The 23158-nt window shown below is 70.3% G+C and carries 25 protein-coding genes and 1 pseudogene; 6 read left to right on the forward strand and 20 right to left on the reverse strand.

Going from position 1 to position 23158, the window contains the following annotated elements; translation table 11 throughout:
• The 4 genes and pseudogenes from IH00_RS0115250 to IH00_RS0115265 all read right to left on the reverse strand — a co-directional run.
• Nucleotides 1–274, reverse strand: a pseudogene (locus IH00_RS0115250) (ATP-binding protein); the annotation flags it as partial.
• A 259-nt stretch (nt 275–533) separates the two neighbouring features.
• Nucleotides 534–857 (reverse strand): STAS domain-containing protein, encoded by a 324-nt coding sequence (locus tag IH00_RS0115255; RefSeq protein ID WP_031073773.1) that lies wholly within the window; start codon nt 855–857, stop codon nt 534–536.
• Between the two features lie 162 nt (nt 858–1019).
• Nucleotides 1020–1868, reverse strand: coding sequence for a 3-hydroxyacyl-CoA dehydrogenase family protein (locus tag IH00_RS0115260; RefSeq protein ID WP_031073775.1), 849 nt, complete (start codon nt 1866–1868; stop codon nt 1020–1022).
• A gap of 186 nt (nt 1869–2054) precedes the next feature.
• On the reverse strand, nt 2055–2699 hold the full coding sequence (locus IH00_RS0115265) for a TetR/AcrR family transcriptional regulator (RefSeq protein ID WP_031073776.1): 645 nt from the start codon (nt 2697–2699) through the stop codon (nt 2055–2057).
• Between the two features lie 79 nt (nt 2700–2778).
• Between IH00_RS0115265 and IH00_RS0115270 the strand changes: the two genes are divergently transcribed.
• Genes IH00_RS0115270 through IH00_RS0115280 form a run of 3 tightly spaced genes read left to right on the forward strand, consistent with a single transcriptional unit; the run spans nt 2779 to nt 4906 of the window.
• Nucleotides 2779–3561 carry an ABC transporter ATP-binding protein gene (locus IH00_RS0115270; RefSeq protein ID WP_031073778.1) on the forward strand — a complete coding sequence of 261 codons (783 nt, stop codon included), beginning with the start codon at nt 2779–2781 and terminating at the stop codon, nt 3559–3561.
• 9 nt (nt 3562–3570) lie between these two features.
• A complete protein-coding gene (locus IH00_RS0115275; protein WP_031073781.1) occupies nt 3571–4320 on the forward strand; it encodes an ABC transporter permease in 750 nt (249 codons plus the stop codon).
• Nucleotides 4321–4333: 13 nt separating this feature from the next.
• Complete coding sequence (locus tag IH00_RS0115280; RefSeq protein WP_031073782.1) at nt 4334–4906, forward strand: cob(I)yrinic acid a,c-diamide adenosyltransferase; 573 nt, start codon at nt 4334–4336, stop codon at nt 4904–4906.
• Nucleotides 4907–4912: 6 nt separating this feature from the next.
• On the opposite strand, the gene IH00_RS0115285 is transcribed toward IH00_RS0115280, so the two are convergent.
• On the reverse strand, nt 4913–5488 hold the full coding sequence (locus tag IH00_RS0115285; protein WP_031073784.1) for a hypothetical protein: 576 nt from the start codon (nt 5486–5488) through the stop codon (nt 4913–4915).
• Between the two features lie 153 nt (nt 5489–5641).
• Here IH00_RS0115285 and IH00_RS0115290 point away from each other — a divergent pair, with 153 nt between their 5' ends.
• The 3 genes from IH00_RS0115290 (at nt 5642) to IH00_RS0115300 (ending at nt 9484) form a co-directional block, all read left to right on the forward strand.
• Nucleotides 5642–6841 carry a sensor histidine kinase gene (locus IH00_RS0115290; protein WP_031073786.1) on the forward strand — a complete coding sequence of 400 codons (1200 nt, stop codon included), beginning with the start codon at nt 5642–5644 and terminating at the stop codon, nt 6839–6841.
• A complete protein-coding gene (locus tag IH00_RS0115295) occupies nt 6838–7509 on the forward strand; it encodes a response regulator (RefSeq protein WP_031073789.1) in 672 nt (223 codons plus the stop codon). Before IH00_RS0115290 ends, IH00_RS0115295 begins: the two co-directional genes overlap by 4 nt.
• A gap of 142 nt (nt 7510–7651) precedes the next feature.
• Entirely contained in the window at nt 7652–9484 is a 1833-nt protein-coding gene (locus IH00_RS0115300) for a glycoside hydrolase family 18 chitinase (RefSeq protein WP_234334852.1), read from the forward strand.
• Nucleotides 9485–9554: 70 nt separating this feature from the next.
• Here IH00_RS0115300 and IH00_RS0115305 read toward each other — a convergent pair whose 3' ends face one another.
• The 15 genes from IH00_RS0115305 to prmC all read right to left on the reverse strand — a co-directional run bounded on the left by IH00_RS0115305 (nt 9555) and on the right by prmC (nt 23135).
• Nucleotides 9555–10001, reverse strand: a complete 447-nt coding sequence (locus tag IH00_RS0115305; protein ID WP_031073793.1) for a DUF2550 domain-containing protein — start codon at nt 9999–10001, stop codon at nt 9555–9557.
• A gap of 141 nt (nt 10002–10142) precedes the next feature.
• Nucleotides 10143–10523, reverse strand: coding sequence for a F0F1 ATP synthase subunit epsilon (locus IH00_RS0115310; protein ID WP_031073795.1), 381 nt, complete (start codon nt 10521–10523; stop codon nt 10143–10145).
• Nucleotides 10524–10631: 108 nt separating this feature from the next.
• Nucleotides 10632–12074 carry a F0F1 ATP synthase subunit beta gene (gene atpD, locus IH00_RS0115315; protein ID WP_031073796.1) on the reverse strand — a complete coding sequence of 481 codons (1443 nt, stop codon included), beginning with the start codon at nt 12072–12074 and terminating at the stop codon, nt 10632–10634.
• Complete coding sequence (locus IH00_RS0115320; protein ID WP_031073799.1) at nt 12074–12988, reverse strand: F0F1 ATP synthase subunit gamma; 915 nt, start codon at nt 12986–12988, stop codon at nt 12074–12076. Before IH00_RS0115320 ends, atpD begins: the two co-directional genes overlap by 1 nt.
• Before the next feature lie 20 nt (nt 12989–13008).
• Nucleotides 13009–14607, reverse strand: coding sequence for a F0F1 ATP synthase subunit alpha (gene atpA / locus IH00_RS0115325; RefSeq protein ID WP_031073801.1), 1599 nt, complete (start codon nt 14605–14607; stop codon nt 13009–13011).
• Between the two features lie 129 nt (nt 14608–14736).
• On the reverse strand, nt 14737–15552 hold the full coding sequence (locus IH00_RS0115330; protein ID WP_031073809.1) for a F0F1 ATP synthase subunit delta: 816 nt from the start codon (nt 15550–15552) through the stop codon (nt 14737–14739).
• Complete coding sequence (locus tag IH00_RS0115335; RefSeq protein ID WP_031073811.1) at nt 15549–16094, reverse strand: F0F1 ATP synthase subunit B; 546 nt, start codon at nt 16092–16094, stop codon at nt 15549–15551. The genes IH00_RS0115330 and IH00_RS0115335 overlap by 4 nt, the downstream gene beginning before the upstream one ends.
• Before the next feature lie 41 nt (nt 16095–16135).
• Nucleotides 16136–16375, reverse strand: a complete 240-nt coding sequence (gene atpE / locus IH00_RS0115340) for an ATP synthase F0 subunit C (RefSeq protein ID WP_031073813.1) — start codon at nt 16373–16375, stop codon at nt 16136–16138.
• An 85-nt stretch (nt 16376–16460) separates the two neighbouring features.
• The gene (gene atpB / locus IH00_RS0115345; RefSeq protein ID WP_031073814.1) at nt 16461–17270 is read right to left on the reverse strand and encodes a F0F1 ATP synthase subunit A; all 810 of its coding nucleotides are present in this window, start codon (nt 17268–17270) and stop codon (nt 16461–16463) included.
• A gap of 225 nt (nt 17271–17495) precedes the next feature.
• Nucleotides 17496–17909, reverse strand: a complete 414-nt coding sequence (locus IH00_RS0115350; RefSeq protein ID WP_031073815.1) for a Cg1360 family ATP-synthase-associated protein — start codon at nt 17907–17909, stop codon at nt 17496–17498.
• A 263-nt stretch (nt 17910–18172) separates the two neighbouring features.
• Complete coding sequence (locus tag IH00_RS0115355) at nt 18173–19501, reverse strand: MraY family glycosyltransferase (RefSeq protein WP_031073816.1); 1329 nt, start codon at nt 19499–19501, stop codon at nt 18173–18175.
• A 116-nt stretch (nt 19502–19617) separates the two neighbouring features.
• Nucleotides 19618–20889, reverse strand: a complete 1272-nt coding sequence (gene glyA / locus IH00_RS0115360) for a serine hydroxymethyltransferase (protein ID WP_031073817.1) — start codon at nt 20887–20889, stop codon at nt 19618–19620.
• 85 nt (nt 20890–20974) lie between these two features.
• Nucleotides 20975–21616, reverse strand: coding sequence for an arsenate reductase/protein-tyrosine-phosphatase family protein (locus IH00_RS0115365; RefSeq protein WP_031073818.1), 642 nt, complete (start codon nt 21614–21616; stop codon nt 20975–20977).
• Complete coding sequence (locus IH00_RS0115370; protein WP_031073819.1) at nt 21613–22260, reverse strand: L-threonylcarbamoyladenylate synthase; 648 nt, start codon at nt 22258–22260, stop codon at nt 21613–21615. Before IH00_RS0115370 ends, IH00_RS0115365 begins: the two co-directional genes overlap by 4 nt.
• Before the next feature lie 29 nt (nt 22261–22289).
• Nucleotides 22290–23135, reverse strand: a complete 846-nt coding sequence (prmC, locus tag IH00_RS0115375) for a peptide chain release factor N(5)-glutamine methyltransferase (RefSeq protein WP_031073820.1) — start codon at nt 23133–23135, stop codon at nt 22290–22292.
• Between the last annotated feature and the right edge of the window lie 23 nt (nt 23136–23158).

Genomic DNA, 23158 nt, shown 5'->3' on the forward strand with positions numbered 1-23158 from the left:
CGTCCGGGGTGTGGCGGCCCGGCGGCGCGGGCTGCCGTCCGGGCGGACAGACCTCGATCTCGCTGCCGTCTATCGGGTTGACAGTGAGGAGGAAATCGCCGGAGACGATCCGGGCGGTACGCGCGGGGCCGACCGGCGCGGCCCGTTCACCGGCGCGCTCGACGGACCGCTCGCGCGGTGCGTCGTCGCGGGCCGGGCGCGCGCGGTGCACGCCACCGTCTGCGGTGCCGTTGTCATCGTTGTCGTGGCCGTTGTCTTCCGGCCCTCGGTTCATCGGGTTCATGGTCTGTGCCCCCCAAAAGCGGTGCGCGCCGAAGCCCCTCCCGGCCGTTCCGCACGCCGATGTCGCTTCTGGTCCGGTGCCCGCCGGTGGGTCCGTCATTCGGCAGGCGACCGAACCCTAGACGTTCGCTCAGTATCCAGGAAGCGCCGGGGTGGTGTGCCGCCCAAGACGTCACGGTCTCGTGAGGATTGTGCACCCGGGAGTGCCGGGGCGGCCCGCGGCACCGGCCCCGTGCCGGCCGGGGCCGGCGTCAGACGCGGGGCAACGTTTCCGCGGCGATCCCGCCCTCGATGGCGAGGATGCGGTGCAGCCGGGTGGCCACCAGCAGGCGCTGCATCTGGGGCGGTACGCCCCGCAGCACCAGCCGGCGGCCGCAGCGTCCCGCACGCCGGTGAGCGCCCATGATGACCCCGAGCCCGGTGGCGTCCCAGGAGTCGAGGCCGGTCAGGTCGAGCACCAGGTCCCCGGCTCCGTCGTCCACGGCCGAGTGCAGGACCGTACGGGCGTCCGCCGCGCTGCGGACGTCGAGGCGGCCCCCGACGACCAGCTCGGCGTGGTCGCCCCTGATGTGCATATGCGCTCCCCGAGAGTGCTGTGGTCGTCACGTCTTTCTATGCAACAACTGACTGCCGGACCGGGCCGGAAGTTGCCGCCTGTAAGCGAACCGATACCGAATTCACCCCGTGGGGTGATGGCGAAACGGTCGATGCGGCTGACCGCCCGCTCGGGACGTGGCTCAGTGCTTGTAGAAGCCCTGCCCGCTCTTGCGGCCGATGTCACCCGCGTCCACCATCCGGCGCATCAGCTCCGGCGGCGCGAACTTCTCATCCTGGGACTCGGTGTAGATGTTGCTGGTGGCGTGGAGCAGGATGTCGACGCCCGTCAGGTCCGCGGTGGCGAGCGGTCCCATCGCGTGGCCGAAGCCGAGCTTGCAGGCGATGTCGATGTCCTCGGCGGACGCGACGCCCGACTCGTACAGCTTGGCCGCCTCGACGACGAGCGCGGAGATGAGGCGCGTGGTGACGAAGCCGGCGACGTCGCGGTTGACGACGATGCAGGTCTTGCCGACGGACTCGGCGAACTCGCGGGCGGCGGCGAGGGTTTCGTCGCTCGTCTTGTAGCCGCGGACGAGCTCGCACAGCTGCATCATCGGTACGGGCGAGAAGAAGTGCGTGCCGACGACGCGCTCCGGGCGCTCCGTCACGGCCGCGATCTTGGTGATCGGGATGGCGGAGGTGTTGGAGGCGAGGACGGCGTCGTCGCGCACGAGCTTGTCGAGCGTGCGGAAGATCTCGTGCTTGACCTCCAGCTTCTCGAAGACCGCCTCGACGACGATGTCGGCGTCGGCGGCCGCGTCGAGGTCGGTGGTCGTGGTGATCCGGGCGAGCGCGGCCTCCGCGTCGGCGGCGTCGAGCCGGCCCTTGGCGACGAACTTGTCGTACGACGCCTTGATGCCGTCGGTGCCACGGGTCAGGGCCGCGTCGGTGACGTCGCGCAGCACGACCTCCCAGCCCGCCTGGGCCGAGACCTGCGCGATTCCGGACCCCATGAGTCCGGCCCCGATGACGGCGAGCTTCCTGGCCACGATCTACCCCTTAACGCCCCTGCCCCCGACGCCTGACAGGCATGGGGGTACGCCCAATATTTCGGCTCTCCGGCGGGAGGTTAGCGCCCGGCGGCGCCGGTGTGGCGGCGAAGAGATGCGCGTCACGTCTCAGATGACGGACATCACACCGGTACGGGCCACGGGGTGAGACCGGGGCGGGGACGCTCAGTTGGAGCGGACCGCGTAGGAGAGCACCTTGTCGCCGAGAAGTTCCTCCATCTCGTCGAGGAGGACGAGCGCTTCGCGGGACACCTCGGCGGGGTCGCGGCGCTTGAGCATCTCGGCGGAGATCCACCCCATGAGGGTGGCGTGCAGCCAGTTCAGCTGACCGGCGACCAGGCCGGGCAGCAGTTCGTCCTCCGCCGCGCCGACCTCCTCTCGCACGGTGAGCTCCAGGACCTGGAGGCTCTCCTGCTGGATCGCCCAGAGCCGGGAGCGCAGCGAGTCCGCCTCGAGGATCACCCGCATGAAGTCCGCGTAGCCCTCGAAGAGGCCGACGGTGTACGAGAGCGTCTCGACCGCCTCACGCAGTTCCCGCAGGACCGCGGCGGCGGCCGACTCGCCGGTGCGTCGGCCGCGCACCCAGCGGGAGACCCGGTCGACGATCCCCTGGCCCCGGTCGAGGAAGAGGTCCTCCTTGGCGGGGAAGTAGTTGTACACCGTGTTGACGGAGACGTCGGCGGCCCTGGCGATCTCGGCGATCGTCACGGCGTCGAAGCCGCGCTCCAGGAACAGGCCCGTGGCCACATCGGAGATGTGCTGCCGCGTCTGCCGCTTCTTGCGCTCTCTCAGCCCCTCGGTCGCCGTCATGCCCTCATCCTAGCTTCGATGGGACCACTGAAATCTTGGTGTCGTTGCAAATTTTAAGCGACTCTGATTTTCTGGAGCCATGGCAATCATCAGCACCGCCGGACTCGCCCACACCTTCCGCGGCCGCAACGGGCCGGTCGAAGCCGTCCGGGGCATCGACCTCACCGTCGAGGCCGGCGAGATCCTCGGCTTCCTCGGTCCCAACGGCGCCGGCAAGACCACCACCTTGCGGATGCTCACCACGCTCCTCCCGCCCACCGGCGGCGCCGCCACGGTCGCGGGCTGCGACCTGGTGGGCGACCCCGTCGGCGTACGGCGGAAGATCGGCTACGTCGCCCAGTCCGGCGGCGTCGACCTTTCCGTCTCCGTACGCGAGGAGCTGGTCACCCAGGGCCGGCTCTACCGCCTCTCCAAGGCCGAGGCGGCCGCCCGCGCGGACGAGCTGGCGGGCGAGCTCGATCTCACCGGACTGCTGGACCGCCCGTGCGCGGCGCTCTCCGGCGGGCAGCGGCGGCGACTGGACATCGCCCTGGGGCTCACCCACCGCCCGGAAGTCCTGTTCCTCGACGAGCCGACCACCGGCCTCGACCCCGGCAGCCGCGCCGGCCTGTGGCGGCTGGTGCGGCGGCTGCGCGACACCTACGGCACCACCGTCTTCCTCACCACCCACTACCTCGACGAGGCCGACGAGCTGTCCGACCGGCTCGTCGTCGTCGACCGGGGCGCGGTCGTCGCCGAGGGCACACCGGCCGCGCTCAAGGAGCGGTACGCCGGATCGGCCGACGCCTCGCTCCAGGACACCTTCCTCGCCATCACCGGGCGCGGCCCGGCACCCGCCGACCAGGCCCCCGTGGCCGTCTAGGAGTTCCCCGTGCTGTTCCACGACACCGCGCTGGTCTTCGGGCGGTACGCCCGCCAGACGCTCCGCTCCAGGTTCCAGCTGCTCTTCGGCGTTCTGATGCCGCTGCTGTACCTGCTCTTCTTCGGCCCGCTCCTCACCGGCCTGCCGCTCGGCACGGAAGGCGACTCCTGGCAGGTCCTCGTCCCCGGGCTGCTGCTGCAGCTCGGTCTCTTCGGCGCCTCGTTCGCCGGGTTCGCGATCATCATCGAGAAGCAGATGGGGGTCGTCGAGCGGATGCGGGTCACCCCGGTCGGCCGGCTGGCGCTGCTGCTCGGGCGGGTACTGCGGGACGCCGCGGTCTTCGTCTTCCAGGCGGTGCTGCTCGTGCTGGCCGCCCTGGCGATGGGGCTGCGGGCGCCGCTGGGCGGGATCCTGATCGGGTTCGCGTTCGTCGCCGTCCTCACGGTCGCACTGGCCTCGCTGTCATACGCGCTGGCGCTGAAGGTGTCCAAGCCACAGGAGTTCGGGCCGGTCATCAACGCGGTGAGCATGCCGTCGATGCTGCTGTCCGGGCTGATGCTGCCGATGGCCCTGGCCCCCGCCTGGCTCGACGTCCTCTCCCACCTCATGCCGTTCCGCTACCTGGTCGACGCGGTGCGCGCCGGGTACGTGGGCGACTACACGGGCACGGCGATGCTGTACGGCGTGCTGGTCGCCGCCGGGTTCGCGACGCTGTCCGTGACGGTGGGCACACGAGTGTTCCGGAAGGCGGGAGCGTAACTAGGCTGGCCGTATGGTCAATCTGACGCGCATCTACACGCGCACCGGCGACAAGGGCACGACGGCGCTCGGCGACATGAGCCGGACAGCCAAGACGGATCTGCGCATCGCGGCGTACGCCGACGCCAACGAGGCCAACGCCGTCATCGGTACGGCGATCGCGCTGGGCAGCCTCGACGAGGAGGTCGTCAAGGTCCTCGTCCGCGTCCAGAACGACCTCTTCGACGTGGGCGCGGACCTGTCGACGCCGGTCGTGCCGGACCCCCAGTACCCGCCGCTGCGGGTCGAGCAGTCGTACGTCGACAAGCTGGAGGCGGACTGCGACCGCTTCCTGGAGGACCTGGACAAGCTGCGCTCCTTCATCCTCCCCGGCGGCACCCCGGGCGCGGCGCTGCTGCACCAGGCGTGCACGGTGGTCCGCCGCGCCGAACGCTCCACGTGGGCCGCGCTGGAGGTGCACGGCGACACGATGAACGCCCTCACGGCGACGTACCTCAACCGCCTGTCCGACCTGCTGTTCATCCTGGCGCGGACGGCGAACAAGGCGGTCGGTGACGTGCTGTGGGTGCCCGGCGGGGAGCGCTGAGGCCCGCTAGGGCCTCTCGACCCGCACCGGTTCGCGGTCCTTTTCCGGTGCGGGGGCCTTTCTCGGCCAGATCACGTACGTGAGGGCGACCAGGCCGTGGATGCCGGCCGCCCGCCAGGCGGCGCCCATCCAGTTCCGCAGCGAATCGGTACGGCCCGCGTCGCCCACGTACGCCATCGCGAGCCACAGCAGGACCGTGGCGACCGCCGCCCCGGCGAGGGTGCCCAGCCAGAGCCGGCCCTCGTAGCGGGCGCGGGCCATGCCGTAGCGCGGGGGCGCGGGCGGGCGGGGCGCTCCGGCGAGGCGGTGGGCGGCGTGGCGGTCGAGCCACTTCACGGTGCGGTGGCCGTGGCCGACGGTGTACCCGATGTACAGCGCGGCCAGGCCGTGCTTCGCGCTGGGCTCGGCGCCGTTGCGGAGGTCGACGGCGGTGGCGATGAGCAGCACCACCTCCAGCAGCGGTTCGCACAGCAGGATCGCCGCCCCCGTGCGGGGCATCTTCAACAGGTAGCGGGCGGCCAGGCCCGCGGCCAGCAGCACCCAGAAGCCGACCTCGCAGATGATGATCAGCGCGACGATCACGGCAGTTCTCCCTTCGGCACGCCTCCCAGCATTCCGCCGGCGGAGCGCCGTTCCGTCGTCTCTGGTGACGAATCGGTACTGCATCCTTCGATGTAGTCCGTCCTCCGCCCGGGCGGGGAGGCCCGCGGCCGGGGGACCGTGTTGGATGGCCGGGTGAGACTTCCCCGTACGCATCGCGACGACGTGCTGATCGCGGCCGCCGGATTCGCCTGCGGGCTGGTGCTGTGGTCGTTCGGGCTGCACACGCAGGGTCCGGGGACCGGGCTGCCCGGAGGGCCGGTGGTGCTGGTCCCGCTGCTCGTGCTGACCGCGCTGGCGCTGGTGCGCCGGACGCTGCCGCGCACGGCGCTGATCGCGGGGACGGCCGCGGTGGTCGCGGACCAGTTCACCCGGGGCAACCTGATGACGGTCGTGATGTTCGCCGACATCGTGTACGCCGCCGTCGTGTACGGTCCGCCCGCCTCGGCCCGCCGCATCCCGGTCACCACCGGGCTGATCACGGTCGTGGTGACGCTCGGCTTCCTGGCTTGGTATCAACGGCCGGAGGCGCTGCTCATCGGGGTCGTCACGGCCCTGATCACCTTCTTCCCGGCGATCACCGGCGCGGTCGTCCGCAACCACCGGGAGGCCGCCGACACCGCCCGGCTGCGGGCGGAGCAGACGGCGCTGCTGGCCGAGATGGACCGCAGGCAGGCGGTCATCGCCGAGCGGGCCCGGATGGCCCGCGAGCTGCACGACATGGTGGCCAACCACCTGTCCGCGATCGCCATCCACTCCACCGCCGCGCTGTCGCTGGACGACCCGGACACCTCACGTGACGCGCTCGGCGTCATCCGGGAGAACAGCGTCGAGGGCCTGGCCGAAATGCGGCGCCTGATCGGACTGCTGCGGGACAGCGGCGAACACGAGGAACCAGCCGCCGCCCCGACCCTCGACGGGCTGGACGCCCTGGTGCGCCAGGCGGGCACGAGCGGCGCCGGGAGCGGCCTGACGTTCCGGCTGACCGACGACCGCGCACCGGACACGGCACTGCCGGCGCCCGTCGAGCTCGCGGCGTACCGGATCGTGCAGGAGTCGCTCACCAACACGCTCAAGCACGCCGGCCCCGGCGAGGTCGCCGTCACCCTGGGGTCGGCCGACCATGCGCTGACGGTCGAGGTGACGAGCCCGTACAGCAGCCGGCCGGGGCCGCGGGCGCCGGGGTCGGGCGCCGGACTGGTGGGGATGCGGGAGCGGATCGCCCTGCTGGGCGGCGTGTTCGAGGCGGGCCCGGCCGAGGAGCGGGGCGCGCGGATCTGGCGGGTACGGGCGGAGCTGCCCGTGACGGAGGACGACAAGGAGCCGTCGGCATGACGAGGACCCCGCACGCGCCGATCCGCGTGCTCGTCGCGGAGGACCAGAGCGCGGTGCGCGCCGGCCTGGTGCTCATCCTGCGCAGCGCCGCGGACATCGAGGTCGTCGGCGAGGCGGGCGACGGCGAGGAGGCGGTGCGGCTCGCCCGGGAGCTGCGGCCCGACCTCGTGCTGATGGACATTCAGATGCCGCGGCTCGACGGCGTGTCGGCCACCCGCGAGGTGGTCGGCGAGGGACTGGCGGACGTGCTCGTGCTGACGACGTTCGACCTGGACGAGTACGTCTTCGGGGCGCTGCGCGCTGGTGCGGCCGGGTTCCTGCTGAAGAACACGGAGGCGAAGGACCTGATCGAGGCGGTGCGGACGGTTGCGCGCGGCGAGGGGCTGATCGCGCCCGCGGTGACCCGGCGCCTGATCGCCGAGTTCGCCGCGCCGTCGAGGCCGGCGCGCGGCGGACGGACCCCCGACCCCGCGGTGCTCGACGTGCTGACGCGGCGGGAGCGCGAGGTGCTGTCCTGCCTGGGCGAGGGGCTGTCGAACGCGGAGATCGCGGTACGGCTGGACATGGCGGAGGCGACGGTGAAGACGCACGTCAGCCGGTTGCTGGGGAAGCTGGAGCTGCGCAGCAGGGTCCAAGCGGCGGTGCTGGCACAGGAGTTGGGCGTCTGATCCGCCCGGCGGGCACGACCTGCCACCACGGGCGCACAATGGTCTGGACCTATTGACGATTGGTCCAGACCTTCCTACTCTCGCGGCACGCAACTGTTCACGGGTCGACCCACCCTGCCCGTCCGCGACTTCAGGAGCACCGTTGAGCAGATTCAGAACGAGAGCGGCCGCGGGAGTCACCGCGCTGCTGCTTCCCCTGGCCGCCATGGTCGGCCTCGCCACCCCCGCCCAGGCCGCAGCCTCCGCGACCGCCACCTACACCAAGGTCGCGGACTGGGGCTCCGGCTTCGAGGGCAAGTGGACGGTGAAGAACACCGGCACCACCGCCCTCTCCTCCTGGACCGTCGAGTGGGACTTCCCCTCCGGCACGTCGGTCACCTCCGCCTGGGACGCCACCGTCACCAGCAGCGGCACCCACTGGACCGCCAAGAACGTGAGCTGGAACGGGACGCTCGCCCCCGGCGCCTCCGTCTCCTTCGGCTTCAACGGCACCGGGACCGGCTCCCCCGCCGGCTGCAAGCTCAACGGCGGCTCCTGCGACGGCGGCCCCGAGGTACCCGGGGACGCCCCGCCCTCCGCTCCCGGCACCCCCGCGGCCTCCGGCGTCACCGACACCTCGGTGACGCTCAGCTGGACCGCGGCCACCGACGACAAGGGCGTCAAGAACTACGACGTGCTGCGCGACGGCACCAAGGTCGCCACCGTGACCGGCCTGACGTACACCGACACCGGCCTGACCGCCGGCACGGACTACTCGTACGCGGTCCAGGCCCGCGACACCGCCGGCCAGACGGGCGCGGTCAGCGGCTCCCGCGCGGTACGCACCACCGGCGGCGGCACCGACCCCGGCCCCGGCCCCGGCACCAAGGTCAACCTCGGGTACTTCACCAACTGGGGCGTCTACGGGCGCAACTACCACGTCAAGAACCTGGTGACGTCCGGCTCCGCGTCGAAGATCACGCACATCAACTACGCCTTCGGCAACGTCCAGGGCGGAAGGTGCACCATCGGAGACGCCTACGCCGACTACGACAAGGCGTACACCGCCGACCAGTCCGTCGACGGCAAGGCCGACACCTGGGACCAGCCGCTGCGCGGCAACTTCAACCAGCTGCGCAAGCTCAAGGCCATGTACCCGCACATCAAGGTGCTGTGGTCGTTCGGCGGCTGGACCTGGTCCGGCGGCTTCCCCGACGCCGTGAAGAACCCGACGGCCTTCGCCCAGTCCTGCTACGACCTGGTCGAGGACCCGCGCTGGGCCGATGTCTTCGACGGCATCGACCTGGACTGGGAGTACCCGAACGCCTGCGGGCTGACCTGCGACACCAGCGGTCCGGCGGCCTTCAGGAACATGATGCAGGCCATGCGGGCGAAGTTCGGCGCGAACAACCTGGTCACCGCCGCCGTCACCGCGGACGCCTCCTCCGGCGGCAAGATCGACGCCGCCGACTACGGCGGCGCCGCGCGGTACCTCGACTGGTACAACGTGATGACCTACGACTTCTTCGGCGCCTGGGCGGCGAAGGGTCCGACGGCCCCGCACTCCCCGCTCACCTCGTACCCCGGCATCCCGCAGGCCGGATTCAACTCCGCCGAGGCCATCGCCAAGTTCAAGGCCAAGGGCGTCCCCTCCGCCAAGCTGCTCCTCGGCATCGGCTTCTACGGCCGCGGCTGGACCGGCGTGACGCAGAAGGAGCCCGGTGGCACCGCGACCGGCCCGGCGGCCGGCACGTACGAGCAGGGCATCGAGGACTACAAGGTGCTCAGGACGACCTGCCCGGCCAACGGCACCGTCGCCGGCACGGCCTACGCCCACTGCGGCACCAACTGGTGGAGCTACGACACCCCGGCCACCGTGACCTCCAAGATGGCCTGGGCCAAGAGCCAGGGCCTGGGCGGTGCGTTCTTCTGGGAATTCAGCGGCGACACCAGCAACGGTGAACTGGTCGGCGCGATCAGCAGCGGCCTGAAGTGACCCCCACGGGAGAACCCCGGTGACGAGCAGGAGCCGCGCCCGTCCGGGTGCGGCTCCTCGCTCACTCTCCCTACGCCACGTTCACCCGCTGGCCGGGCGGCGCCGCCTCCAGCCAGGCCAGGAACCCGGTGAGCGCGTCCTCGCTCATCGCCAGCTCCAGCCGCGTGCCGTGGTGCAGACACCCGAGGATCACCGAGTCGGACAGCAGCGCCAGCTCCTCCTCGCCCTCCGGCATCCGGCGCGCCAGCACCTCGATGCCCGAGCGCTCCAGGATCCGGCGCGGCCGGGGCGCGTACGAGAAGACCCGGAACCAGGCGACGCGGTCCCCGCCGTAACGGGCGACGCCGTACACCCAGCCCTTGCCGGCCAGGTCGCCGCCCTCCGGCACGTTCCAGCGCAGGCTGCAGTCGAAGGTGCCACCCGAGCGCTGGATCAGGCGCCGGCGCAGCCCGAACAGGAAGAGCCCGATCACCACCAGTGCGACGACCAGGGCGCTCACAAGCAGAGCGAGGAACATCTCCACCGACCTCCTCGCATCGTCCCGTACCGGGATCCGTATCGGATCACAACCTGCACCTGCATCGCCTCAGCCGCGGCCCGGTCTGGATGATTCCAGCCCGGGCCGCGGCTGAGGGCACAACTGTCGGCGCGCGGCGCGTCAGCGTACCGCCGTCGCCACCGCACGCAGCCGGACGTCGGCACGGCGCTCGGCCGCGGCGTCCGACTCCGCCTTCGCGCGCTCCAGCGCACGCTCGGCGCGCTGGGTGTCGATCTCGTCCGCCAGCTCGGCGATCTCCGCCAGCAGCGAGAGCTTGTTGTCCGCGAAGGTGATGAAACCGCCGTGGACAGCGGCGACGACGGTCCCGCCCTCACTCGTACGGATGGTCACCGGGCCAGACTCCAGCACACCGAGCAGCGGCTGGTGGCCGGGCATGACGCCGATGTCGCCGGAGGTGGTGCGCGCGATGACCAGGGTGGCCTCGCCGGACCAGACACTCCGGTCCGCGGCGACCAGCTCGACGTGCAGCTCAGCAGCCAAGGGTGGCTCCTCGGGTCACCACCCGGCCGCCCGGCCGGGTGTTGGGTCAATTCTACGGGGCGTACAGAAGGGGGCGGGACGGACCCGCCCCCTTCATGAGCACGATGCTCAGGAGACGCCCAGCTCCTTGGCGTTCTTCTTCAGGTCCTCGAGACCACCGCACATGAAGAAGGCCTGCTCGGGGAAGTGGTCGTACTCGCCGTCGCAGATCGCGTTGAACGCGGCGATCGACTCGTCGAGCGGCACGTCCGAACCGTCCACGCCGGTGAACTGCTTCGCCGCGTGGGTGTTCTGGGACAGGAAGCGCTCGACACGACGGGCACGGTGGACGACCAGCTTGTCCTCCTCGCCCAGCTCGTCGATACCGAGGATCGCGATGATGTCCTGGAGATCCTTGTACTTCTGCAGGATGCCCTTGACGCGCATGGCGGCCTCGTAGTGGTCCTGCGCGATGTAGCGCGGGTCCAGGATCCGGGACGTCGAGTCCAGCGGGTCCACGGCCGGGTAGATGCCCTTCTCCGAGATCGGACGGGACAGAACCGTCGTCGCGTCGAGGTGGGCGAAGGTGGTGGCCGGGGCCGGGTCGGTCAGGTCGTCCGCGGGGACGTAGATCGCCTGCATCGAGGTGATCGAGTGGCCACGCGTCGAGGTGATGCGCTCCTGCAGCAGACCCATCTCGTCGGCCAGGTTCGGCTGGTAACCCACCGCGGACGGCATACGGCCGAGCAGGGTGGACACCTCGGAACCGGCCTGGGTGAACCGGAAGATGTTGTCGATGAAGAAGAGCACGTCCTGCTTCTGCACATCGCGGAAGTACTCCGCCATGGTCAGACCGGCCAGGGCGACGCGCAGACGGGTGCCCGGGGGCTCGTCCATCTGGCCGAAGACCAGGGCGGTCTTGTCCAGAACGCCGGACTCCTCCATCTCCGCGATGAGGTCGTTGCCCTCACGGGTGCGCTCACCGACGCCCGCGAAGACGGAGACGCCCTCGTGGAGGTTGGCGACACGCATGATCATTTCCTGGATCAGCACGGTCTTGCCGACACCGGCACCACCGAACAGACCGATCTTTCCACCCTTGACGTACGGGGTGAGAAGGTCGACGACCTTCAGGCCGGTCTCGAACATCTCGGTCTTGGACTCGAGCTGGTCGAAGTCGGGGGCCTTGCGGTGGATCGGCCAACGCTCACCGACGTTGGCGTTCTCCTCCGGGGCGTTCAGCACCTCACCGAGGGTGTTGAACACCTTGCCCTTGGTGAAGTCGCCGACCGGGACGGAGATGCCCGCGCCCGTGTCGGTCACCGGGGCCTGGCGGACCAGGCCGTCGGTGGGCTGCATGGAGATGGCGCGGATGATGCCGTCGCCGAGGTGCTGCGCGACCTCGAGCGTCAGCGTCTTGCGCTTGCCCTCCTCGGCCGGGTCGTCGACCTGGACCGTCAGCGCGTTGTAGATCTCCGGCATCGCGTCGACGGGGAACTCCACGTCGACGACCGGGCCGATGACCCGGGCGACGCGGCCCGTGGCGGCGGCCGTCTCAACAGTGGTCGTCATTACTTGTCACTCCCCGCGGTCGCGTCGGCCAGGGCGCTGGCGCCACCGACGATCTCGCTGATTTCCTGGGTGATTTCGGCCTGGCGGGCCGCGTTGGCAAGGCGCGAGAGCGAGTTGATCAGCTCGCCCGCGTTGTCGGTCGCCGACTTCATCGCCCGGCGACGGGCCGCGTGCTCGGAGGCGGCGGCCTGCAGCAGGGCGTTGTAGACCCGGCTCTCGACGTACCGCGGCAGCAGGGCGTCGAGGACGTCCTCCGCCGACGGCTCGAAGTCGAACAGGGGAAGGATCTCGCCCTTACCCGTCTCGTCCGTGCCCTTCTCGAGGCTGAGCGGCAGCATCCGGTTGTCCACCGGCGTCTGCGTCATCATCGACACGAATTCCGTGAAGACGATGTGCAGCTCGTCGACGCCACCCTCGGCGGTGTCCTGCTGGACGGCCTCGATGAGCGGCGCGGCCACCTTCTTGGCGTCCGCGTAGCTCGGGCTGTCGGTGAAGCCGGTCCACGACTCCGTGACCTTCCGCTCACGGAAACCGTAGTAGGCGACACCCTTGCGGCCGACGATGTACGTGTCGACCTCCTTGCCCTCGCCGCGCAGCCGCTCGATGAGCCGGTCGGCCTGCTTGATGGCGTTGGAGGAGTAGCCGCCGGCCAGACCGCGGTCGCTCGTGATGAGCAGGACCGCGGCACGGGTCGGGTTGTCCGCCTCCGTGGTCAGCGGGTGGTTGGTGTTCGATCCGGTCGCCACCGCCGTGACCGCGCGGGTGAGCTCGGTCGCGTACGGCGTGGAGGCCGCCACCTTGCGCTGCGCCTTGACGATGCGCGAGGCGGCGATCATCTCCATCGCCTTGGTGATCTTCTTCGTCGCGGTGACGGACCGGATGCGACGCTTGTAGACCCGGAGCTGCGCTCCCATGAGTCAGGTCCCTTCCGTCGTCACTTCGAGACGTTGACGGCGGCCGGCGCGTCCTCGGCCAGCAGCTTGCCGTCCGACGTCTCGAACTGCTTCTTGAACGCGGTGATGGCGTCCGCGACGGACGAGAGGGTGTCGTCGGACATCTTGCCGCCCTCGCGGATCGACGTCATCAGACCCTTGTGGTCGCGGTGCAGGTAGTCCAGCAGCTCGCGCTCGAAGCGGCGGATGTCGTTGACCGGGACGTCGTCCATCTTGCCCGTGGTACCGGCCCACACCGAGACGACCTGGTTCTCGGTCGACATCGGCTGGTACTGCGGCTGCTTCAGCAGCTCGACCATGCGCTTACCGCGCTCCAGGGCGGCCTTCGATGCGGCGTCCAGGTCGGAACCGAAGGCGGCGAACGCCTCCAGCTCACGGAACTGGGCGAGGTCCACACGGAGGCGGCCGGAGACCTGCTTCATGGCCTTGTGCTGGGCGGAGCCACCGACACGGGAGACCGAGATACCGACGTTCAGGGCCGGGCGCTGGCCGGCGTTGAACAGGTCGGACTCCAGGAAGCACTGGCCGTCGGTGATGGAGATGACGTTGGTCGGGATGAACGCCGAGACGTCGTTGGCCTTGGTCTCGACGATCGGCAGACCGGTCATCGAACCGGCACCCATCTCGTCGGAGAGCTTGGCGCAGCGCTCCAGCAGACGCGAGTGCAGGTAGAAGACGTCACCCGGGTACGCCTCGCGGCCCGGCGGGCGGCGCAGCAGCAGCGACACGGCGCGGTAGGCGTCGGCCTGCTTCGACAGGTCGTCGAAGACGATGAGGACGTGCTTGCCCTCGTACATCCACTGCTGACCGATGGCGGAGCCGGTGTAGGGCGCCAGGTACTTGAAGCCGGCCGGGTCGGACGCCGGGGCGGCGACGATGGTCGTGTACTCCAGGGCGCCGGCCTCCTCCAGCGCACCGCGCACGGACGCGATGGTGGAGCCCTTCTGGCCGATGGCGACGTAGATGCAGCGGACCTGCTTCTTCGGGTCGCCCGAGCGCCAGTTGTCGCGCTGGTTGATGATCGTGTCGACGGCCAGAGCGGTCTTGCCGGTCTGGCGGTCGCCGATGATCAGCTGACGCTGACCACGGCCGATCGGGGTCATCGCGTCGACGGCCTTGTAGCCGGTCTCCATCGGCTCGTGCACCGACTTGCGCTGCATGACCGTGGGGGCCTGCAGCTCGAGGGCGCGACGGCCGCTGGTCTCGATCTCGCCGAGGCCGTCGATCGGGTTGCCGAGCGGGTCGACGACCCGGCCCAGGTAGCCCTCGCCGACGGCTACGGACAGGACCTCGCCGGTACGCGTGACCGACTGGCCCTCCTCGATGCCGCTGAACTCACCGAGGACAATGGCACCGATCTCGCGCTCCTCCAGGTTGAGGGCGAGGCCGAGGGTGCCGTCCTCGAACTTCAGCAGCTCGTTCGCCATGGTCGAGGGCAGACCCTCGACCTTCGCGATGCCGTCGCCGGCAAGGCTGACCGTACCGACCTCCTCGCGCGAGGCCGCGTCCGGCTTGTACGACTGGACAAAGTTCTCCAGCGCGTCCCGGATCTCCTCCGGCCGGATCGTGAGCTCCGCCATCTGGGTTCCCTGCTCTCCTTGTTGGGCCCGAAGTTTCTTTGGGGGATCTGGGGGCTCCCCCCAGAACTTCTGCATCCTGTGCACGGCCCAACCGGGCCGTAGGTAACGCTTGTTGAGTTTGTGGCCTGGTCAGCCGGCCAGTCGCCGGGCCGCCTCGTCGAGACGGTTCGCGACGGTGCCGTTGATGACCTCGTCGCCGACCCGCACCGAGATCCCGCCGAGGACCGTGGGGTCCACGTCCAGGTTCAGGTGCATCTGCCGGCCGTACAGCTTCGCCAGCACGGCGCCGAGGCGCTGCTTCTGCTGGTCGCTGAGCGGCACGGCCGAGGTGACGACCGCGACCATCCGGTCCCGGCGCTCCGCGGCGAGCTTGGACAGGGACTCGAGTCCCGCCTCCAGGCTACGTCCACGCGGCTGCGTCACAAGACGGACGACCAGCCGCTCCGTGGCCGGAACGGTCTTGCCGCCGAGCAGGCCGCGCAGCAGCTCGGCCTTGGCGGACGCGGTGGCCGCACGGTCGGTCAGGGCCGCCCGCAGCTCGGTGCTGGACGCGACGATCCGGCCGAACCGGAACAGCTCGTCCTCCACGTCGTCCAGCGAGCCGGCCTTCTGCGCCGCCGTGAGGTCGGCGGTGTTCGCCAGCTCCTCCAGCGAGTCGACCAGGTCACGCGAGTACGACCAGCGGGAACGGACCATGCCGGAGACCAGGTCGACGGTCTCGCCGCCCACCTGACCGCTCAGCAGTCGCGTGGCCAGTTCGGCCTTGGCCTCGCCGGCCTGCGCCGGGTCGGTCAGGACCCGACGCAGCGACACCTCGCGGTCGAGCAGCGCGGTAACGGCGGCCAGCTCGCCGGCGAGCTTCGCCGCGTCGACCGAGGTGTTGTCGGTCAGCGCGTCGAGACGCTCACGTGCGGCAGCCAGTGCCTCGCGGCTCGCTCCGTTCATCGGGCGGCCTCGGCCTTCTCCTCGAGCTCGTCGAGGAAGCGGTCGATGGTGCGGCTCTGGCGGGCGACGTCCTCGAGGGACTCGCCGACCAGCTTGCCGGCCAGGTCGGTGGCGAGCTTGCCCACGTCCTGGCGCAGCGCGGTCGCCGCGGCCTTGCGGTCGGCCTCGATCTGGGCGTGGCCGGCCGCGATGATCTCCTCGCGCTGGCGCTGGCCCTCCGCCTTCATCTCCTGGATGATCGCGGCGCCCTGCTCCTGCGCCTCCTGACGCAGCCGCGCGGCCTCGTGACGGGCCTCGGCGAGCTGAGCCTTGTACTGCTCCAGCACACTCTGGGCTTCGATCTGGGCCGACTCGGCCTTCTCGATGCCGCCCTCGATGGCCTCGCGACGCTCGTCCAGAACCTTGTTGATGTTCGGAAGGAGCTTCTTGGCCAGGAAGCCGAAGACGATGACGAAGGCGATCAGGCCGATGACGAGCTCGTCGAGATGCGGGATCAGAGGAGGCTGGGGCTCCTCCGCTGCCGCAAGGAACAGAGCGTTCACATCAGTGCCTTCCGTGAAAGGGGTTGGTCTGCCGGTCCGGATCAGGCGGACGGGTAGACGAAGCCCATGACGATGCCGATGAGGGCGAGCGCCTCACAGAAGGCGAAACCCATGATCTGGTTGGTACGGATCAGACCGGCCGCCTCGGGCTGGCGGGCGAGGGCCTGGGTGCCGTTACCGAAGATGATGCCGACGCCGACGCCGGGGCCGATGGCCGCGAGGCCGTAGCCGATGGAGGCGACGTTTCCGGTGACAGCGGCGAGGTTGTCGAGAGCGGACATGCCGGTTCTTCCTTCTCTTTCAAGGATCCGGTGGGGGTTGGCCACCGGACGTCTGGTGGTTTGGGGTGGCTGGGGGCCGGGCCGATCAGTGGTGCTCGGCGAGCGCGCCCTGCACGTAGTTGCAGGCCAGCAGAACGAAGACGTACGCCTGGACGGCCTGGATGAAGAGCTCGAAGGCGGTCATCACGACGACCATGACGAACGACGTGGCCGCGTAGGCGATGCCGATGCCGTTCAGGAGGTACCAGCTCGCGAGCGAGAACATCACGATCAGCAGGTGACCGGCGAACATGTTCGCGAACAGTCGCACCGCGTGGGTGAAGGGCCGGATGATCAGGTTCGAGAAGAACTCGAGGAAGACGATCAGCGGCAGGATCGCGCCGAGGGACTTGTCGTAACCCGTGATGTTCTTCCAGCCACCGACGAAGCCGTGCTTGCGGAAGGTGAGGCTGACCCACATCACGTAGACGATCAGGGCCAGGCCGGCCGGGAAGGCGATCAGCGAGGTGACCGGGAACTGGGCGAGCGGAATGATCGACCAGAGGTTCATGACCCAGACGAAGAAGAACAGCGACACCATGAAGGGGACGTACTTCTCGCCGTCCTTCTTGCCGATGATCTCGTAGACGATGCCGCGGCGCACGAAGTCGTACCCGGCCTCGCCGACCATCTGGAGCTTGCCCGGGACCAGCTTCGGCTTCGCGAAGGCGGCCCAGAAGAACCCGACGATCAGGATCGAGCCGAGCAGGGCCAGCAGCATCGGCTTGGTCAGCTCGAAGCCGCCGATGGTGGCGATGGGCTCGTACATGAACGTGTGGAGGCCCGGCGCCGGGAAGCCGCATCCGGTGAAGATGTGACAGCTCGGGTCGAAGGCAAGCGTCTGGTCAGCACTCACCGCGGGCTCCTTCAGCGTGGCGCATAGGTACGGCAACCTCGTTGTGTCGGCGCGGCACGCAGCCGCGGTTCGGCACTGGACTGGTCTTACGGATAAGGGGGCGGCGGTTCGGCGTCGAGCCTCGCGCTGGGACAGGCGTCAGCTCGGATGCCCGCGCCCGCAGTGCCGCAGTTGGCACCGGACGATAGCAGCATCCCGAACACGCATTTATCCCGGCCCTACCTCTCACGTCGTGGATCCCGTCTTTTCGGGCTCGACGTAGAGGACCTTGGCCTTCATGTACGCACGCGCCTGCGCCGCGACCCAGACGACGGTCGTCGCGAGCAGCGTGAGACTGAAGGCCTTGAAGTCGAACAGCGTGGTGCCCTTGAGCAACGTCAGGAAGATGAAGAGCACGAGCAGCTGGGCCGTGTAGAGCATCAGACCCATGGCCTGGAACAGCTGCGGCAGCGACTTCGCCGTCCGCTGGAGCACCACCAGCCCGATGCCCATGAAGATGACGACCACGAGGGTGCCGACGACGGCGCCGACGGCTCCCTTGCCACCGGCGACCACGCCGCTGACGACGGTCGCGACGGCGCCGGCGACAGAGGCGGGTACGGCGGTGTGCAGGAGGGTGCGGGCGTCGTTGGACGGCATGGCGGCATCTCCGCTTGCTGGTGGGGGCAGTGGTGTCGTCATGGACGAGCGTAAGCCCGGTCCGAGGTGTGGTCTCGGGGCCAACGAACCGTCGCACTGCGGTCCTTCGGCGCTGTCGCCGGGTACTCGTGAACGGTATCACAAACTATTTGAATAGGTCTTTACCCAGAGGTGTGCTGACTCTCACACATGAGAGTGACCCTGCGCGTGTGTGCACGACAGCGGGGTCCTTTGTCTGGTAATGGACCCCTCTGCGGAGTTCGTCAACTCCGCGTTCCGGCCTTCCGCCGGTCGTGGACGGCGGAACGGGCACCGAGGGCGGTCGCCCCGTTGACACCCGCCGGCACCGGCACGCGTTCCGGCTCCCCGTCGGCCCCCTCGCCCGACCCCGGCGAGGACGACGGCTCCGCGGCGGGAGCCGTCCTCCGGCGCCGGTAGCGCGGCGGGACGAACGACTCGGCCCAGCGCGGGGCGCGCGGCGTGAAGCGGGGCAGCAGCAGGAGCACCAGCCCGATCGCGCTCAGCACGACGATCACCAGCACGCTCCACATCGACGCCGAGTGCACCGAGTACGCCAGCGTGCCGAAGGCGATCAGCGCCGACCAGAAGTACATGATCAGCACCGCGCGGCTGTGCGAGTGCCCGATCTCCAGCAACCGGTGGTGCAGGTGGCCGCGGTCCGCGGCGAACGGCGACTGCCCGTTCCAGGTGCGGCGCACGATCGCCAGGACCAGGTCCGCCATCGGGATCGCGATGATGGTCAGCGGCAGCAGCAGCGGGATGAAGACCGGCAGCGCGGCGTGCGTGGCCTGGCGGGTCGAGCCCTCGAAGATCTTCAGCGCGTCGGGGTCGACCTGGCCGGTGATCGAGATGGCGGAGGCGGCGAGGATCAGGCCGATCAGCATCGACCCGGAGTCGCCCATGAAGATCCGGGCGGGGTGCATGTTGTGCGGCAGGAAGCCCAGGCACATGCCCATGAGGATGGCGGCGAAGAGCGTCGCGGGCGCCGCGGCCTCGATGCCGTAGCTGAACCAGATGCGGTACGCGTACAGGAAGAACGCCGCCGAGGCGATGCACACCATGCCGGACGCCAGCCCGTCGAGGCCGTCGACGAAGTTCACCGCGTTGATGGTGATGACGACCAGCGCGACGGTGAGCAGCGTGCCCTGCCACTGCGTGAGCGCGACCGTGCCGACACCCGGGATGGGCAGCCACAGGATCGTCAGACCCTGCATCACCATCACGCCTGCGGCGATCATCTGGCCGCCGAGCTTGATCAGCGCGTCGATCTCGAACTTGTCGTCCAGGACGCCGATCAGCCAGATCAGCGCGGCACCGGACAGCAGCGCCCGTGGTTCGTTCGACAGCTCGAAGACGCTGTTGAGGTTCTGCAGGTGGTCCGCGACCAGCAGGCCCGCGCACAGCCCGAAGAACATGGCGATGCCGCCGAGCCGCGGCGTCGGCTCGCGGTGCACGTCCCGGGCACGGATCTCCGGCATCGCGCCGGCCGCGATGGCGAACTTCCGCACCGGACCGGTCAGCAGATAGGTCACCGCGGCCGTGACACAGAGCGTCAGCAGGTAATCACGCACGGGCTGCCCCACAGGAATCGCTGGCCATCTCAGCCCCACACCCTAGTCCCGGTGGACCTGTGCTGAAGGACACCAGGGGGGCCGTCCCGGTTCCACGGCCGCACGGTCGCGCCCCGCTACCCCCGATACGGGGGAAAGTTCCCGGCCAGTTCACGCACGCCGGTGCGGATCCTGCCCACCGCGTCGGCGTCGGCGCCCAGCGCCTCCGTGAACAGCCCGGCGATGCGCTCCATCTCCGGGCCGCCCATGCCCTGGGTGGTCACCGCGGCCGTGCCGAGCCGGATGCCGCGCCCGTCGCCGTACGGCAGGGCACAGGTGTCCAGCACGATGCCGCAGGCCGCGAGACGGGCCTTGGCGACCCGTCCGTCGACACCCAGCGGTGCCGGGTCGGCGGTGATCAGGTGGGTGTCCGTGCCGCCGGTGGTGATCGCGAACCCCTCGCCGGCCAGCGCGTCCGCGAGCGCCCGCGCGTTCGCCACCACACGGCGGGTGTACGCCGCGAACGCGGGGCCGGCCGCCTCGCCGAACGCCACCGCCTTCGCCGCGATCGTGTGCATCTGCGCGCCGCCCTGCGTGAACGGGAACACCGCGCGGTCGATGCGCTCCGCGAGCTCCGCCCCGCACAGCACCATGCCGCCGCGGGGCCCGCGCAGCACCTTGTGCGTGGTCGCGCACACGACGTCGGCGTACGGCACCGGGCTGGGGGCCGTACCGCCCGCGACGAGCCCGATGGGGTGCGCCGCGTCCGCGATCAGGCACGCCCCGACCTCGTCGGCGATCTCGCGGAAGGCGGCGTAGTCCATGTGCCGGGGGTACGAGATCGAGCCGCAGACGATCGCCTTCGGCCGGTGCTCGTGGGCGAGGACGCGGACCTGCTCGTAGTCGATCAGCCCGGTCTCGGCGTCCACGCCGTACGGGACGAAGTCGAACCAGCGCCCGGAGAAGTTGGCGGGCGAACCGTGCGTCAGGTGCCCGCCGTACTGCAGGCCCAGGGCCAGCACGGTGTCCCCGGGGCGCAGCAGCGCCGCGTACGCCGCGAGGACGGCCGACGAGCCGGAGTGCGGCTGGACGTTCGCGTGCTCGGCGCCGAAGAGCGCGGCCGCCCGCTCGACGGCGATCCGCTCGGCGGTGTCGGCGTACTCGCACCCGCCGTGGTAGCGGCTGCCGGGATAGCCCTCGGCGTACTTGTTGGCGAGCGGCGAGCCGAGCGCGGCGAGCACGGCGGGCGAGACGAAGTTCTCGGCGGCGTTCAGCTGCAGGCCCTCGGCCTGCCGCTGCGTCTCCCCGGTCAGGACGTCGGCGATCTCGGGGTCCTGCCGGCGCAGCGCGTCGGCGTCCGGACCGTACGCGGCGGGATGCGCGCCGGTGGCAGCAGCGGTGACCGACATCAGTGGCTCCAGGCGTGGACGGGCCCCGTCAGCTCCAATGTAGGCCCCCGCGCCCCCGCGCGCCCCGTCGTGACACCCGCTCCGGTCACCGCCGCGTCGGCACACCCGTCATGGCCGTCACCACGGGGTCCAGCGCCTGCTGGATCTCGTCGCCGATCGAGCGGAAGAACGTGATCGGCGCCCCGTAAGGATCGTTCACCTCGTCGGCCTCCGCGCTCGGTGCCAGCAGCCAGCCGCGCAGGGCCGCCGCCGCGCGGACCAGGGCGCGGGCGCGCTCCACCACGCCGTCCGTCAGGGGGTCCGGCAGCGTCGCCGGGTCTATCGCCCGGACGAGGCGGGTGAACTCCTTCAGGGTGAAGGTGCGCAGCCCCGCGCTGTGGCCCATCGAGATGACCTGCGCCCGGTGGTCGCGGGTCGCCGTCAGCACGAGGTCCGCGCGGATGACGTGCTCGTCGAGCAGCTCACGGCCCACGAAGCCGCTCGGGTCCGCGCCGAAGTCGGCGAGGACCAGCTCGGCGTTGGCCTCCATGGGGGCACCCTCGTGGCCCCAGGTGCCCGCGCTCTCCACGATCAGGCCGCCGCCCAGGGGGTCGCCCAGGCGGTCGCTGAGGGCGTGGCGGGTCAGCCGCTCGGTGATCGGCGAGCGGCAGACGTTGCCGGTGCTGACGTGGAGGATGCGGAAGGTGTTCTCCGTGCCGCCTATGCCACGCCCCTCAGGGGCGGTCAATTGGCCACCTCGAGATCGGGTACCACCTTGCGCAGCTCGTCCGCGGACAGTGCGCCCGCGCGCAGCAGGACCGGCACCTTGCCGGTGACGTCGACGATCGAGGACGGGACGTTGCCCGGGGTGGGCCCGCCGTCCAGGTACACCGACACCGAGTCGCCGAGCATGCCCTGCGCGGCGTCGCAGTCCTCGGGCGCGGGGTGCCCGGTCAGGTTGGCCGACGACACAGCCATCGGGCCGACGTCGGTGAGCAGCTCGATGGCGACCGGGTGCAGCGGCATCCGGATCGCGACGGTGCCGCGGGTGTCGCCCAGGTCCCACTGGAGGGACGGCTGGTGCTTGGTGACGAGCGTCAGCGCGCCGGGCCAGAACGCGTCGACGAGCTCCCACGCCTGCTCGGAGAAGTCGGTGACCAGACCGTGCAGGGTGTTCGGCGACCCGATGAGGACCGGGGTGGGCATGTTGCGCCCGCGCCCCTTGGCCTCCAGCAGGTCGGCGACGGCCTCCGCGCTGAAGGCGTCCGCACCGATCCCGTACACGGTGTCGGTGGGCAGCACGACGAGCTCTCCGCGCCGAACGGCGGACGCGGCCTCGCGCAGGCCGGTCGTGCGGTCGGTCGCGTCGTTGCAGTCGTATCGCCGAGCCATCTAGCAGGCCTCCTCGTACACGTGCTTCGTCATGGCGTCGCCTTGCGTGCGGTCGCGAAGCGCGGGCGGTTGTTCAGGTCCGGGTGGTCGGCGGCATCGGTCCAGCCGGCCTCCTCGTTGAAGATCCACGGGACCTGGCCGCCCTGCGTGTCGGCGTGCTCGACGACGACGAGGCCGCCGGGACGCAGCAGGCGGTGGGCGGTGCGTTCGATGCCGCGGATCGTGTCGAGGCCGTCCTCGCCGGAGAAGAGCGCCATCTCCGGGTCGTGGTCGCGGGCCTCGGGCGCGACGTACTCCCACTCGGTGAGCGGGATGTAGGGCGGGTTGGAGATGACCAGGTCGACCTGGCCGTCGAGCTCGGGCAGGGCGGTCAGGGCGTCGCCGTGGTGGACGGTGACCCTGGACCCCTCGGCGTTCTTGCGCGCCCACACCAGGGCCTGCTCGGACAGCTCCACGGCGTGCACGCGCGAGCGCGGCACCTCCTGGGCCATGGCGAGCGCGATGGCGCCGGAACCGGTGCACAGGTCCACGATGAGCGGCTCGACGACGTCCATCGCCCGTACCGCGTCTATGGCCCAGCCGACCACGGACTCGGTCTCCGGGCGGGGTACGAAGACGCCCGGACCCACCTGGAGCTCCAGGTAGCGGAAGAACGCGCGCCCGGTGATGTGCTGGAGCGGCTCGCGGGCCTCGCGGCGTGCCACCGCCTCCCAGTAGCGGGCGTCGAAGTCGGCGTCCTTGACGGTGTGCAGCTCTCCCCGCTTGACGCCGTGCACGAACGCGGCGAGCTCCTCCGCGTCGAAGCGCGGTGAGGGAACGCCGGCGTCGGCCAGCCGCTGGGTGGCCTGGGCCACCTCGGCAAGCAGCAGGTTCACGCTGGTCCTCCGTACAGGGATAT

This window comes from Streptomyces sp. NRRL S-118 (assembly GCF_000716335.1).
In the GTDB taxonomy this organism is placed as follows: Bacteria; Actinomycetota; Actinomycetes; order Streptomycetales; family Streptomycetaceae; genus Streptomyces.